This is a genomic window from Pricia antarctica (genome assembly GCF_900101815.1).
Lineage (GTDB): Bacteria > Bacteroidota > Bacteroidia > Flavobacteriales > Flavobacteriaceae > Pricia > Pricia antarctica.
The window spans coordinates 493,895-507,273 of sequence record NZ_FNAO01000004.1; the positions used below are offsets into that span (position 1 = coordinate 493,895).

A 13,379-nucleotide genomic window follows, 5' to 3' on the forward strand; every position below is an offset into this window, starting at 1 on the left:
TAAACAGTTCGGTTTTTGATAAAGGTGTTGAGCTGTTCTTTGAACAGGTCCGCCCGTTTGTCCCCACTTTTGGCGTTGTTGATCTTTTAGTAGGTCTTTTTGGCACCTTTGGTATAGTCCCGGTAATCCAGGCCATTGACCTCCGCGGCAGGGTGCCCCAGCAACCAGTGGCTTTCCTTGATACAGTCCCAGACCTGGGAGTTGTTGGTGGTAAAGTGTCTGTTCGTCTCCACCACCGGGCTGTCCTGCCGGACTTTCCCCAGGTCTTCCAACCCCTCGCCAATGGCTATTTGTTGAGCTCGACCAAATAGTCGTAGATTTTGGGCGATTTTTTGCCGACCAGATAATTTTTTTTCATGCGAAAGTATTGAAGATTTTAAAATATCCACAAAAAGTAAAACTTCACCAATATACCCTAAACAAAACATTTGGTGTAATCCGTAATGAATAATAGTCTGCAACAAGAATGGGATCATTGGGTACACTGTTCCCTGTGTATTCCCTAATTAAAATGTTTTCCCGATTGTATAAATTCCTTATTGATAATCCTACTTTTCCCTTTATGCCAAATCTTTTTGAAAGAGAAAAATTATAAATGGAAGATACGTCCAGACTGTGATAAATGGGAAGTTTTTCCATATTTATCCCTGAAAAGCCAATTGTATTATCATTTGTTTCTGTTTTGAACAGGGTATAGGGCCTGCCTGTATGCCACTTCCAGCCCAAAGCAATTTGAAATTGTTTTAATTTATAAGAGATTGAAGTTGAAATGACATGATTTATTTCATTGCTGTCCGTAAAATAATTAGCATTGTTTACACCATCAATTTTATCATCTGTATCGTTAATGGAATAACTTACCCATGTTTTAATTCTATCAAAATCTTTCTTTACATAAAAATCGATTCCAAATATCCTTTGTTCACCCGTTAAGTGCTTGTTTCTGGTTTCATTTAAAAAGGGGTATGATAGGAAGCTAATTCCCGTATTTTTTTTATAATAAGAATCAAAATCAAAACTCCAACCATCTTGATGATAAAGTGCACCAAGAGAAACATGATTACTTCTAATTATAGGTGCTTCCCTACCATTTGCCAATCGCCAAAGTTTATTTTCCAAAGATAGGTCACCCGGTGTGGATTTTTCTATTTGATAAATAATTTGATTTCTTATCTCTCCTGTTGCTTGTATCTTTAAATTATTATTTAAATTTTTAACAAGTACTATTCTAGGCTCCAACCTAAAACTATTTAACTTATCGTAGTAATTCGCCCTTATGCCAATATCGAAGTTCCATTGTTTTGAGTTTCTGTTCGAGTAGTTTAAAAACAACGAATGTGAATTAATACTGGAATCGTTTTCATCGAGGGAACTAATGGAATCCTTCACTTCAAGAAATGCATAATTGACATTTTTAAAAGTGGTTTGGTAGCCCAAATTCAATTTGTTATTATTTGTGGGAATCGAAACTTCCGTAGAAAAATCGTAGTCCTTAATTTGATTGTTTTTATCGAATCCTGAAATTTTATTTTCTAGCCCGTTATATGTAAAACGATAATTTAGCCTATAGGAAGAATAACTTAATTTGGTGACCTGATTTATTTTATTATCCCATTTTTTGTTCCAGTGAATACTATAGCCTTCATTTTCAGAGTCCATTAAATTTCGAGAATCCGTATTGTTTTCAATATAGCGATAAATGTGGTTTAGGTCATTATCAATATGTATAAAGCTGGCCAATAGGGTATTTTTTTTATTTAATTTATAATTGACCTTTATATTATAATCTTGAAAGGAAAATTTTTCTTCCGAGGTACCATTATCCAATATGGAAGAATTCTGAAATACTTTTTGTTCTATTTTTTGAAATGTGCCCGATTCAAATAAACCTTGATAAGATTTTCTGTAGGACATGGAAAGGCTCAATTTGTTTGTAATAATAGGTGTTTCAAAATATGCGTCCGCGCTAGTTCCGTTCAAACCAAAACCTATATTTTTTTTTACTGGAATGTCGTTTTTTGTCCTAATATCTATAACGCTAGAAATTCTTTCCCCATAACGCGGATTTGTTCCTTTGTCGTAGAAAATAACATTTTGGGCTATGTTGGGGTTAAAAGGGGATATCATTCCAAATAAATTTCCCCTGTGATAAATCGTAATCCCGTCCCAGATGATCTGGTTTTGATCGGGCGTACCTCCCCGAACATCCAATTCCGTGGCAGTTTCATTTGGGCTGATTACTCCCGGAAGTTCTTGTATACTTGTCAATATGTCCGCTTCGGTCAGTCCGGGTAAAATTTCAAGTTCCTTGGGTTTTATAGTAAACGAACCGTTCCAGTTTTTCGAAATTCCATGGGTAAGGTACCCGGTAATGACAACTTCATCAAGGTTCTGGACATGGAGTGGTTTTTTGATGTCTTCTAGTACGATGTAACGATTACTGATAAACTGAAAGGCAACATCGCATTGGGTCGAAATTTCATCCAGTACTTCAGTCAAGCTACGCGATTTCCTTTTTAAAAAAATTACTTTATTATCGACAAACTCGTTGGCGTAGGATATTTTAACATCATAACTTTTTTCAATAACAACAATGGCATCCGATAAGGAAACCGATTCAAAATAAATTGTGTGGAATGGTTTGTCCTGGGAAAGTGCGCTTATAGGAACTAGAGCTATATGTATTAGGACACACCAATTTAATGGTCTATTTGTGCAAAACAATCTTATTATCGCGAACAGTATATTCAATATCGATTGTCTTAAAAATCGAAGCCAAGGCCATCTCTAGATTATCATTAGTAAAACTACCAGTATAAATAATGGAGCCATCAATCCCGTTGAGATTTACTTGCACGTTATATTGGTTTTCCAGTGCACGTATTACATTCTTTAACGGGGTCTTCCTAAAACTGCTCTCCCCAAAGACCCAAGAAGGAACGTCTTGAGTCATAGATAGGTTTTCGGTACTAACTGCTCTTCCAACATATTTCACTGCCTGCCCGGGCAATATGATGACTTCATTTTCATTGTTATTGTCAACGACTTTCACGCTGCCTTCGAAACATGTCACTTCAAAAAAATCATTGAACGAATTTACATCAAATTGCGTTCCTAGGACGGTAACACTTCCATTATTTGTTCTTACGGTGAAGGTCTTTCCCTTTTTTACCTTAAAAAAAGCTTCACCTTTTAAATAGAGTTCCCTGTTTTTATCCCAGCTCTTGCTGTTATAGGTCAGTTCTGACTTGGCATTGATAATCACCCTTGATCCATCTATTAACGAAATTGATCGTTGCTCGCCGAATCCGGATTGCTCAGTCACCTTATTGCTATCTAAAAAATAGCTTAGCCCCAAAAAAAGGAGTACAGTAGCTGCCACGGCCAATGCTACTTTAGCAAAAAGCGGGATAGTTTTGATGTTAGTTGATTGCTTTTTTCTTTTGGAAATGTCATTTTTAATTCGATCGAACAATGGGTCAATAGGAACCTCCAAATACCTATAAAGATCGGTACCGGTTCTAAGTTCCAGGAGGATTTCAAAATCCTCTTCAGAAACCAATTTTTTAAGATCGGCATCTGTTATTTCTCCGATGATCCATTTTGCCAGAAAGTCGGGCTTATCTTTTTTAGTAGTTTTCATTTCCACTTCATCTAATTAAAGTTCTATAATTATAATACAACCCTATCAAACAAATCCCTACTTTTTTTTAAAACGATGGACAAAGTATACCATTTATCGATTACACTTTTCCGACTTTTCCCTTCAGGTTCAAAAGTGCATTGTGCATCCTCTTTTCTACGGCTTTTACGGATATTCCTAAAAGAACTGAAATATCCTTATATTTTTTTCGCTCTATTCTATTTAATAAGAATACTTCGCGCTCTTTTTCGGGCAAATCGGATATTGCTCTTTCAAGTAATTCGAAAAACTCCTGCTCCAGCATTATAAATTCAGGGGATTCATGGGTCCGGTCCTTTACATTTAATTTCCGGTGCTTCAATACCACATTTTTGTGTTTTAGGACATTCAGGAAAAGATTGTTGGCCATAGTATACAATAAACTTTTGACCGTACCATAGTAAACGTTGGCACAATCTTCCCACAACTTCACAAAAACTTCTTGTACAATATCTTCCGCCTCGTCCAAATTTCTGGTCTTAAAAAAGACAAACTTTCTCAAATCTCTGGCGTAGGTGGTAAAAATGCTTTCAAAAACTTTGGGCTTACAAATGTCTTCAAAATCATCGATGTCCGAATCGACCATATGGCTTACGGTTAGTAAAAACTCCAAAGCTATAAAATTTAAATTGTTCTTGGCCGGAATGAAATCAAATAGATCGTTGCAATCCCCACAACGAAATACTTTTAAAATAAAATTCAACTTTTACCTACCGGAATCGAAAAACCTGACGAAAATAACAGTCCGCTCGGTTGCCAAAAATTGCCGCTGGGCCCAATCAGGAAATACTTTCCAAAATGTTAAACATTTTATAAAAGCCCATTTTCCTTTAGGGCTAAAACCTTTATTGTTGTAGTAGTCAACAAGCAATTCATCTCTATCACAAAACCATTAAACTCATTTTATGGAACGTAAGGAATTTTTAAAATCCATTGGATCTGGTGCTGCCTTGGCGATTACCTTTACCTGCCTTGGTGGTTGTACGAAAAGTAATCTCACTACGGATAGCCCGGTTGTTGCTGACCCCCAAACCGGGGAAATTTTTACCATTGACCTTACGGCATCATCGTATAGTGAATTGGCGAACAACGGGGGATATATATTAAAAAGTAATGTTGTTGTGGCCAAGGATTTAAACGGCGACTATGTCGCGGCCACCGTTGTATGTAGCCATGAGTTTAGGCCGGACGTGATTTACAGAAACGATGAATTCTATTGTAGGGCGCATGGGGCGAGGTTTTCACTCACGGGAAAAGGATTAAATAGCTATGGAAGTAGAGGCTTAAAGGTCTATAAGACTTCCCTAGACGGCAACATGTTAACTATTTCGGTATAATTATTTGGACAAAAAATGAAAAATCTACTTTTTGGTATTGCCTTTATTACTTCTTCTGTCATGTTCGCTCAGCATTGGGAAACCCATTGGAAGGAGGCTACCTCCAAGGCAGCAAAGACCGATCACAATATAGTTTTAGTCTTTTCTGGGTCTGATTGGTGCGGGCCTTGCATTAAGTTGGACAAAAACATATGGCAATCCCCGGAATTTCAAAAATATGCCGATTCGCATTGGATATTGTTACGAGCGGATTTTCCTCGTAAAAAAGGTAATAAATTTTCTGCAGAGCAGACTGCCGAAAATGCAAAACTGGCCGAGAAATATAATCAGAACGGCTATTTCCCATTGGTGCTAATTTTGAATTCCAATGGCAAAGTATTGGGTACAACAGGATATAAAAATGTATCGGCAAGTGAATACATAAAATTATTAAAAGATATGGAAAGTTGAGAAAGATCATAATTGCGCTATTCGCCCTTATTTCATTTTCACCACTCTTTTCTCAAACGGTAATACAGCGTCGCGCAGTAAAATTAATGGGAAGCAGGTTTGACCTGACCATAGTAGCCCAAGATACCGCTACCGCCAATTCCTATATCGACGATGCTATATCGGAGATTACCAGAATTGAAAGATTAATATCCTCTTGGAATCCCAAATCCCAATGTTCCGAAATCAACAGAAATGCTGCAATAAAACCTGTTAAAGTCGATTTGGAATTGTTTCAATTGATCCAAAGAGCCAATGAAATTTCAAAAATCACAAATGGTGCTTTTGATATTTCCTTTGCCTCAGTCGATAAGGTATGGCATTTTGATGGCACTATGACCCAAAAACCTACCGAGGAGGAAATTGCCAGATCGGTTTCCAAAATCGGATATCAGAATATCATTCTGGACAAGGAAAATCAGAAGGTTTTCTTGAAATTGAAGGGTATGAAAATAGGATTTGGGGCCTTGGGCAAAGGATATGCGGCAGACAAAGTGCGTGCCATGCTGAAAGCCAAAGGTGTCAAGGCAGGTGTTATTAATGCTTCGGGGGACCTGACCACTTGGGGGAAACAACCTGACGGCTCCGATTGGACCGTGGGCATTACCAATCCCTTGAACAAAAACAAAGTGTTTTCATGGTTTCCAGTTGTTGATGCTGCTGTAGCTACATCGGGAAATTATGAAAAATTTGTGGTGTTTAACGGTGTAAAATTCAACCACATCATCGACCCTAGAACGGGCTATCCATCCTCTGGCCTTGTCAGTGTAACTATTTTCGCTAAAAGTGCCGAATTGTGCGATGCCCTGGCAACCTCGGTTTTTGTTACCGGGTCAGAAACCGGGCTGGATATTATAAACCAGATCAAAGGTGTAGAATGCATCATTGTGGATGATAGGAACAAAATATTTACATCGAATCACATTCAACTCACTTCAAATTCATCAGAATGAAAAGAATTATTATCTGTAGTGCGCTCTTTATCTCTTTCACTTCTTGTGCCACGATAAAGGAGTACGAAAAGGTATATCTAAATGATGACCAAATGAACCTGTCCTCCAGAGATTTGGAGCGGTTCGAAACAAATTTTCAAACCTATCGTGAAGGTTCTTCCGGTGCCAATGGCGGAAAGACCGGAGGTGGATGTGGATGCAATTAAATTATGAAAATGAAAGATATACTGCTTATAATTCTCCTATTAGGAATAGCGGGTACGACACTGGCGCAAGAAAACAAGTCCAAGGAATACGTTAAAAAAGTTTTGGATAACACAGAGGTAGATCTCTTGTACAGTTATTATAACCAGGATGGCAGTCATGCCTCGGTTTCCGGTGGGGAAGGTTCGGAAAAACTTACGGATATGACCCCGACCATTATCGTAAGTATCCCCGTAGGAAATAATACTGTTGTAACGGTCGATGGTGGACTTTCTGCCTATACATCGGCCTCATCGAGCAATATAGACCCCTTTGACGGCAAATATCCGGCAAGTCCATGGATCGAGTCTTCGGGAGCCTCAAGAAGTGATGTCCTTAGTTACATTCATCCCTCTTTTTCCCATAGTTCAAAAGATAGAAATACCATTATAAGCGGAAATGTTTCCTTTTCCAATGAATTTGATTACACATCTTTTGGTTTTGGTGGTGGTTATACCCATTTATTGAATCAAAAAAACACGGAAATTGGTATAAGTGCCAAGGTGTACTTGGACAAGTACAATCCGCAATATCCCATAGAGCTAAGACCTGGCTTTACACAATATTACAGTAGCTCTATTACGGGCGATGGAACCTATTCTCCCCAATTTTTACCGTTTTCACAATTAGGACGAAACTCGTACTCCACCTCCCTTAATTTTTCGCAGATCTTATCCAAGAGATTCCAATTTTCCCTATCCATGGACTTGGTATTGCAGGAAGGTCTACTCTCCACGCCCCACCAACGGGTTTATTTCGCGGATCGGAACGACTTTTTTATTGAGGATTTTCAATTGACAGATGCTGTTGAACAATTGCCTAATAGTCGCTATAAAATCCCCATTGGTGGCCGCATTTCCTATGCTATAAGCGATATGTTTATTTTTCGGGGCTATTTCCGATATTATTTTGACGATTGGGGAATCAATTCATATACGGCAAGTGCGGAAATACCGATTAAGATATCCGATAAATTCACTATATATCCAATATACAGGTATTATACACAAACCTCTTCTAAATATTTTTTCTCAAAAGACGTCGCACTTTCAACCAATCAATATTACACATCGGACTACGATCTATCTGCCTTTAACGCCAATCAATACGGATTTGGTATTAGTTATAAAGATATTTTCACTTCGGCCAAAGTGTGGAAATTTGGACTGAAATCAGTGGATCTCAGATACAATAATTATCAAAGGAACATAGACTTCAATGCAAATATTTTTGAACTGGGTTTAAAGTTTATCATAGATTAAGTTAGTCTCAAGAACAATCCATGAAAAAAATAATTTTTTGTGCCATTTTACTTCATCTCGGTGCGCTAAGGTCCCAGACAATCGACCCCGTTCAATGGAACTCGAGCATCATCAAGATATCAGATACCGATTACAATCTTATTATTGAGGGAACCATTGATAAAAACTGGCATCTCTATTCGCAATTTACGGACGAGGGAGGATCCCTACCTACAGAATTTGATTTTTTGGACGACGAAGGAAACTACGAGACGGTAGGAAAAGTACAGGAGAGCAAAACCGAAACCGCATATAACGATACATTTGAGGTAAAAGAAACATTTTTTACAGATCAGGCAAAATTTACTCAACATATCAAATTAGTAAATCCTGAGTTTACCAAGATTGAGGTACTAATGCATTATCAGGTCTGTAATGATGTTTGTATTAGCAAAGAAAAAAAATTCGCGTTTTCCCTTGGCGGGAGTTCGGTAGCCCAAGAAACGGCAAAAATAGATGATAAGAGCATAATGCTTGCCGAAAAATTAAGATTGAACCTGAAAAATAAGTCTTTGTTATTGTCTTCGAATGGTGCACAGGTTAAGGAGGTAAGTATGTTGCGTATTTTTATTCTAGGCTTTTTGGGTGGTCTTGTGGCCTTGTTCACCCCCTGCGTATTTCCTATGATTCCCCTTACCGTTTCGTTTTTTACAAAACATAGTTCCAACAAGAAAAAAGGCATTACAAATGCCATGTTCTATGGCTTCTTTATTGTCCTAATCTATTTGGGCCTAAGCATTCCTTTTCATTTTTTGGATTCCTTGGATCCCGAAATATTGAATAGTATTTCCACGAATGTCTGGTTGAATGTCTTTTTCTTTATAATTTTTGTGGTTTTTGCATTTTCCTTCTTTGGGTACTATGAAATTACCCTTCCCCATCGCTGGTCCAATAAAATGGACTCTGCTTCTCAAGTTGGGGGCTTCGTGGGCATATTTTTTATGGCATTAACGCTCGTCTTGGTCTCCTTTTCATGTACTGGGCCTATTTTAGGGTCTTTATTGGCCGGGTCTTTAACTGCCAATCAGGGAGCTATGCAATTAACAATTGGTATGGGCGGTTTTGGCATGGCATTGGCCCTCCCGTTTGCTCTATTTGCATTGTTTCCGCGTTTACTGGAATCCTTGCCGAAATCTGGTGGATGGCTTACCACGGTAAAAGTGGTCTTGGGATTTGTGGAATTGGCATTGGCATTCAAATTTTTATCCAATGCAGATCTTGTGGCGCACTGGGGGTTCTTAAAACGTGAAGTATTTATCGGAATTTGGGTTGTAATATTTTCGCTATTGGCACTGTACTTTTTTGGGTGTATCAAATTTCCACATGAAAGTCGAAAAAAATTAAATTACAAAACAACATTTCTGGGAATATGTATAGGCGGTTTTGTGATTTACTTAATTTCCGGAATACAAAAAGATGCTACGTTAAAACTGTTGAGCGGCTTTCCTCCGCCCTCCTTTTACAGTCTATATACGCAGCCATCCGATTGCCCCTTGGGACTAAATTGTTTTAAGGATTTTGATAAAGGACTGGCCATTGCCAAAGCAGAGGGAAAACCAATTCTCTTGGATTTTACCGGATGGGCTTGTGTCAACTGCCGAAAAATGGAAGAAAATGTATGGAGCGACCCCAGAGTTTATAGCATGATAAAAGATAATTATGTATTAATTTCTTTGTATATAGACGATAGAAAGGCTCTTGAAAAGAAGGATAGATTTCGCATAAATATAAATTCCGACTATTTAAAATCCATTAACACGGTCGGCGACAAATGGGCCACTTTTCAATACTTGAATTTCGATACGGCATCACAGCCCTATTATGTAACCATGAGTCCAGATCTCAAAATACTGAATAGTCCAAAACAGTATGCTAATACTGAAGAATATTATAGCTGGTTGAAAGAAAGTTTGTAAGACAGGGGAACTCGGAGCATAATCCTTCTAACTGATTGTGTAAAAGTGCATCATAAATTTCCAATGCGCTAATTTCATTGAAATAGTTTAAAAAAAAGTTATTAATTGATACTAGGAGTACCGATAAACCAACAAAAATAAACCAATTATTGAGCGGAAATCCTTCGGCTTTCTACCTTTCTTCATGCTTGGTCAGCAAAGGATATAGCCTCAATTTACAAAAACGGTATCGAAATAGCGATTGGCTAAATATTATCGGTATAGGTGCCATGATACGTTCCGGTCATGATGTAGGATACGAAAATGCCATCAATGCTTTTCAACAACAATCAGGGCTATTTATACACCCATCTGGTAAGACCGCCCTCTCCTTACTCGGAAAATTGCATTATTTAGAACTTTCCCAAAAAAAGTAACGCTCTTTGGTGGAAAAAACGAAAAAGCTGCCCACTGGGTGCTTAAAGCATGATTGAGGCGTTACCCTGGACTATCATAGTTCTTCCTTGCTATCAGCAGAAATAGGACTTACCGAAGTGGAGTTAAAAACCTTCTCCATAAAAGTTTCCAGTGCCGTAAGAGCAAAGCTAGCATATCTTTTTCTAGTACCGAAAAATCAAGAATTGGTAGCGTGCTACCAATTAATGGAAGGGCTAAATAACCTTTGGTCCAATCTCGTTCAAAATTTATTGGAAAGCTGCACGTCTAGAAAGGTAAAACGCTTGTTTCTATTTTTAGCTGAAAAGGCAAACCATAGTTCGGTAAAATATATAAATCCCGAAAAAATAAATTAGGGAAGTGGTAAGCGAAGTATCCTAAAAAACGGTGTTTACAATATAAAATCACAATACCCGCAGAACTAGCAAATGACGAATTATAAACAAAAGAAGTCATTCTTTACCCTTCATCGTTAAAAATTAAAACTATGGAACAGAAATTGTATATTTATCCTTAAAGAAAGAAGATATGGCAACACTAGATTTGAAAAAAAGTGTGCTCAACTATATCGACAATGCGGACGATCGCTTGTTGAAGTTAATAAAAGCACTTGTAGAAACATATCAAGAAAAGGAATCGGATTACGAAATCTCCGAAGAACATCGGAAAGTTCTCGACCAACGTTTGGCCGACCACAAAGCCAATCGCGATTCGGGAAAGGATTGGAAGGTTCTAAAACCCGAATTGCGCAAGAAATATGGCGCATAAAGTCATCATTAAACTAGGGGCTGAATTGGATGTTATGGAAGCCCTGGAATGGTACGGGGAAGAAAAAGAAGAGTTGGCGCTGGACTTCATACAACGGCTGGATGATGAGCTAGATAGAATTTCCAAAAATCCCGAACATTTTCAAAAGGGTTATCGCAATATTAAAATCGTGTTTACAAGACGATTCCCCTACGGAATACACTACACTCTGGAAAATGATATCGTATTTGTGCATGCGGTCATGCACATGAAAAGAAAACCAAGAAAATAATTGTCTTGACTTTCCCATTTCCATCATGAAGCAGTTGCTTTAAAATGATGAGGTAAGACATTGGGTTTCTCTGTCCCAAATCCTTACGGAAAAACAACAAGAAAAATACCTTCAAAAGCTACATCATTATGCCCACTAAAATCCAAGTGGATCCCGAAATGTTAACGGAAAAATTGATATCTGAAAACGAGGAACTTACAAAACTGATAAATCTCCGATTCTATATGTAGGCGGGGTAGACAAAGCTTGTGAAAGTTCAATTACTAACAACAACAATCGCTTTCCCTCGTTTAGTGTTTATTATAAATATTTGAACTATCATATTCCCCCTAAAGACCATATACCAAACCGGCCCACTATATAATAGACATTTCAAAAGTAATGTGCATAATAAAATGGATCGCTTAGGCATTAAAACGAACCTTTAGTTGGAGGCTTTCAAGTAATCGGCAATTTTATCGGCATCCGAAACAGTAAGCCCACCAACTTTTTGCATGTGGTTGACGATCGCATCCCATTCATTGTCGTTATAGGCATTAGGGGGCGGGCTATTGTGGCAACGAATGCAATTGTTTGCCCATAACTGAACCCCGCCTACTTCCATCACAGCGGTCTGCGGCTGGTAGGTAGAAGTCACGGTTTTTTTAGGGGTGTTGCAATTCACCAAATTTAAGATGATAAATATACCGGTGATAAGTATGGCGAAATATGAGATTGTTTTTTTTCATCGTTTTATTTTTTATGTTATTTTAAAGACCCATTGCAAAAGTAACGCCAAGAACATTGTCATCGTTGTTGATAAAGTCGTAACCCACTTTTACCACAGCATTCCAATTGAGCCAGTAATCCAAAGTTACGGTGTACCGTGTTTGGTCCGCACCCCAGACCACTTCATTGGGTACGTTAAGGTTAGAGATTCTGTTCGCCAGTTCAAAATTCGAATCAGGGAATCGGTATGCCAACTGTAAATAGGAGGCAGAAGTATTGTTATTGAAATCTTGCAAGGTAATTACCGTTCCAGGATATACCTCGTCACTTACCTTTTGGTTGTTATATTGCCCTTTCAGGTCAAAGATGCCGAAGGTCGTCTGCTTTATATAACTTAAATCGATTACAAAAAGGGTCACTTTGGCATTTGAAAAAGCACTTACATCGCCCGCTCTACCGGTATAGCCCGAAAGTCCCACTTCAAAGGTGGAATTCGCGAAAGGTAAAATACCAAACCTGCCACCAAAGGCAGGGGCATTATTATTATCGCCACCCGAACTGTCGAAATCTACCGACCCATCGTCGTTCACTTTTGGTCCATTGGTAAGGTAGACATCATAATTTAAGCGCGCACTACCTACATTTAAACCGCCCCTTAACCCAAAACCAGTTCACTATCGCCCTGTAAACGTTTGACACCGTTGAGTTCGTTCTGGATTCCAATGGGATTGTTGATCGATTTGTTGATCCATGCCGGATGTAACCTGCTTTGGTAGGCGCCAAGGGGCGAAAGGAATTTACCCTCATAAACAGCCAGATTATTATTTATCTGGTAGTTGAATTCTGCAAATTCGAGGGCGAGTGCTCCGTCCTAAGAATCTTCCACTTCCAATTCGAGTTCGGCGTTGAACGATAATTTATCGTTCACTTTGTATACGAATATTGGGTTGTAGGTCGCGCTTATAAACCCACCGTTGCCGTTGCTGGATTCATAATTTAATGTGGCATATCCCACTAGGGCAAATGTTTTTTGGTTCTTGACCTGCTTGTCAATGGTGGCCTTATCCTGGGACCGCAAACCAAAGGTCGTTAGGACGACCATTAATAGATAAGCCAAATTTTCCAAAAAAATCTGAAACAAGTTTTTTCATTGTTTTATTTATTAAACTAATTGTGCTCCAATTTTCTAATGTAATTGACCAACTTCCATGCTAAGAAAGAGTTCAAATTACACCTTCTCCGCCTTCGGGGTGATTAACGGTAGCGCGTAGGATAC

17 protein-coding genes are annotated in these 13,379 nt (G+C 38.4%); 10 read left to right on the plus strand and 7 right to left on the minus strand.

The genetic code is table 11. From position 1 onward, the window contains the following. Window positions 1–86: 86 nt before the first annotated feature. The 4 genes from BLT07_RS09740 to BLT07_RS09755 all read right to left on the minus strand — a co-directional run bounded on the left by BLT07_RS09740 (window position 87) and on the right by BLT07_RS09755 (window position 4,295). Complete coding sequence (locus BLT07_RS09740) at window positions 87–389, minus strand: hypothetical protein (RefSeq protein WP_175455297.1); 303 nt, start codon at window positions 387–389, stop codon at window positions 87–89. 13 nt (window positions 390–402) lie between these two features. Continuing rightward, window positions 403–2,751 (minus strand): FecR domain-containing protein, encoded by a 2,349-nt coding sequence (locus BLT07_RS09745; RefSeq protein WP_394331311.1) that lies wholly within the window; start codon window positions 2,749–2,751, stop codon window positions 403–405. Further along, on the minus strand, window positions 2,708–3,643 hold the full coding sequence (locus BLT07_RS09750) for a FecR family protein (RefSeq protein ID WP_091868142.1): 936 nt from the start codon (window positions 3,641–3,643) through the stop codon (window positions 2,708–2,710). Before BLT07_RS09750 ends, BLT07_RS09745 begins: the two co-directional genes overlap by 44 nt. A gap of 100 nt (window positions 3,644–3,743) precedes the next feature. Continuing rightward, the gene (locus BLT07_RS09755; RefSeq protein WP_245726490.1) at window positions 3,744–4,295 is read right to left on the minus strand and encodes an RNA polymerase sigma factor; all 552 of its coding nucleotides are present in this window, start codon (window positions 4,293–4,295) and stop codon (window positions 3,744–3,746) included. 292 nt (window positions 4,296–4,587) lie between these two features. Here BLT07_RS09755 and BLT07_RS09765 point away from each other — a divergent pair, with 292 nt between their 5' ends. The 10 genes from BLT07_RS09765 to BLT07_RS09805 all read left to right on the plus strand — a co-directional run bounded on the left by BLT07_RS09765 (window position 4,588) and on the right by BLT07_RS09805 (window position 11,395). After that, window positions 4,588–5,019 carry a QcrA and Rieske domain-containing protein gene (locus tag BLT07_RS09765; protein WP_091868145.1) on the plus strand — a complete coding sequence of 144 codons (432 nt, stop codon included), beginning with the start codon at window positions 4,588–4,590 and terminating at the stop codon, window positions 5,017–5,019. 15 nt (window positions 5,020–5,034) lie between these two features. Then, window positions 5,035–5,469, plus strand: a complete 435-nt coding sequence (locus BLT07_RS09770; RefSeq protein WP_091868147.1) for a thioredoxin family protein — start codon at window positions 5,035–5,037, stop codon at window positions 5,467–5,469. Further along, the gene (locus BLT07_RS09775) at window positions 5,466–6,461 is read left to right on the plus strand and encodes an FAD:protein FMN transferase (protein WP_245726491.1); all 996 of its coding nucleotides are present in this window, start codon (window positions 5,466–5,468) and stop codon (window positions 6,459–6,461) included. The genes BLT07_RS09770 and BLT07_RS09775 overlap by 4 nt, the downstream gene beginning before the upstream one ends. Then, the gene (locus BLT07_RS09780; RefSeq protein WP_091868151.1) at window positions 6,458–6,667 is read left to right on the plus strand and encodes a DUF4266 domain-containing protein; all 210 of its coding nucleotides are present in this window, start codon (window positions 6,458–6,460) and stop codon (window positions 6,665–6,667) included. The genes BLT07_RS09775 and BLT07_RS09780 overlap by 4 nt, the downstream gene beginning before the upstream one ends. 9 nt (window positions 6,668–6,676) lie before the next feature. After that, entirely contained in the window at window positions 6,677–7,966 is a 1,290-nt protein-coding gene (locus tag BLT07_RS09785; RefSeq protein ID WP_091868270.1) for a DUF3570 domain-containing protein, read from the plus strand. Window positions 7,967–7,986: 20 nt separating this feature from the next. After that, the gene (locus BLT07_RS09790) at window positions 7,987–9,921 is read left to right on the plus strand and encodes a protein-disulfide reductase DsbD family protein (protein WP_091868153.1); all 1,935 of its coding nucleotides are present in this window, start codon (window positions 7,987–7,989) and stop codon (window positions 9,919–9,921) included. A 137-nt stretch (window positions 9,922–10,058) separates the two neighbouring features. Further along, a complete protein-coding gene (locus tag BLT07_RS21195) occupies window positions 10,059–10,337 on the plus strand; it encodes an AbiEi antitoxin N-terminal domain-containing protein (protein WP_262503242.1) in 279 nt (92 codons plus the stop codon). A gap of 66 nt (window positions 10,338–10,403) precedes the next feature. Next, window positions 10,404–10,712, plus strand: a complete 309-nt coding sequence (locus tag BLT07_RS21710) for a type IV toxin-antitoxin system AbiEi family antitoxin domain-containing protein (protein ID WP_394331312.1) — start codon at window positions 10,404–10,406, stop codon at window positions 10,710–10,712. A 172-nt stretch (window positions 10,713–10,884) separates the two neighbouring features. Then, on the plus strand, window positions 10,885–11,124 hold the full coding sequence (locus BLT07_RS09800) for an addiction module protein (RefSeq protein WP_091868155.1): 240 nt from the start codon (window positions 10,885–10,887) through the stop codon (window positions 11,122–11,124). After that, a complete protein-coding gene (locus tag BLT07_RS09805) occupies window positions 11,114–11,395 on the plus strand; it encodes a type II toxin-antitoxin system RelE/ParE family toxin (RefSeq protein ID WP_091868157.1) in 282 nt (93 codons plus the stop codon). Before BLT07_RS09800 ends, BLT07_RS09805 begins: the two co-directional genes overlap by 11 nt. A 424-nt stretch (window positions 11,396–11,819) precedes the next feature. Here the strand turns inward: BLT07_RS09805 and BLT07_RS09810 are convergent, their stop codons facing one another. From BLT07_RS09810 to BLT07_RS09820, 3 genes are all read right to left on the minus strand, one after another. Beyond that, complete coding sequence (locus BLT07_RS09810) at window positions 11,820–12,032, minus strand: c-type cytochrome (RefSeq protein ID WP_139205129.1); 213 nt, start codon at window positions 12,030–12,032, stop codon at window positions 11,820–11,822. 112 nt (window positions 12,033–12,144) lie between these two features. Further along, window positions 12,145–12,693: a porin gene (locus BLT07_RS09815; protein WP_091868161.1), complete on the minus strand. Its 549-nt coding sequence runs from the start codon at window positions 12,691–12,693 to the stop codon at window positions 12,145–12,147. A gap of 281 nt (window positions 12,694–12,974) precedes the next feature. Then, on the minus strand, window positions 12,975–13,244 hold the full coding sequence (locus BLT07_RS09820; RefSeq protein ID WP_091868163.1) for a hypothetical protein: 270 nt from the start codon (window positions 13,242–13,244) through the stop codon (window positions 12,975–12,977). Between the last annotated feature and the right edge of the window lie 135 nt (window positions 13,245–13,379).

Excerpts from the sequence above, each read along its gene's own strand:
- BLT07_RS09780 (WP_091868151.1), top strand. The coding sequence starts at position 6,458 with ATGAAAAGAATTATTATCTGTAGTGCGCTCTTTATCTCTTTCACTTCT.
- BLT07_RS09765 (WP_091868145.1), top strand. The coding sequence starts at position 4,588 with ATGGAACGTAAGGAATTTTTAAAATCCATTGGATCTGGTGCTGCCTTG.
- BLT07_RS09785 (WP_091868270.1), top strand. The coding sequence starts at position 6,677 with ATGAAAGATATACTGCTTATAATTCTCCTATTAGGAATAGCGGGTACG.
- BLT07_RS09790 (WP_091868153.1), top strand. The coding sequence starts at position 7,987 with ATGAAAAAAATAATTTTTTGTGCCATTTTACTTCATCTCGGTGCGCTA.
- BLT07_RS09770 (WP_091868147.1), top strand. The coding sequence starts at position 5,035 with ATGAAAAATCTACTTTTTGGTATTGCCTTTATTACTTCTTCTGTCATG.
- BLT07_RS09750 (WP_091868142.1), bottom strand. The coding sequence starts at position 3,643 with ATGAAAACTACTAAAAAAGATAAGCCCGACTTTCTGGCAAAATGGATC.
- BLT07_RS09800 (WP_091868155.1), top strand. The coding sequence starts at position 10,885 with ATGGCAACACTAGATTTGAAAAAAAGTGTGCTCAACTATATCGACAAT.
- BLT07_RS09805 (WP_091868157.1), top strand. The coding sequence starts at position 11,114 with ATGGCGCATAAAGTCATCATTAAACTAGGGGCTGAATTGGATGTTATG.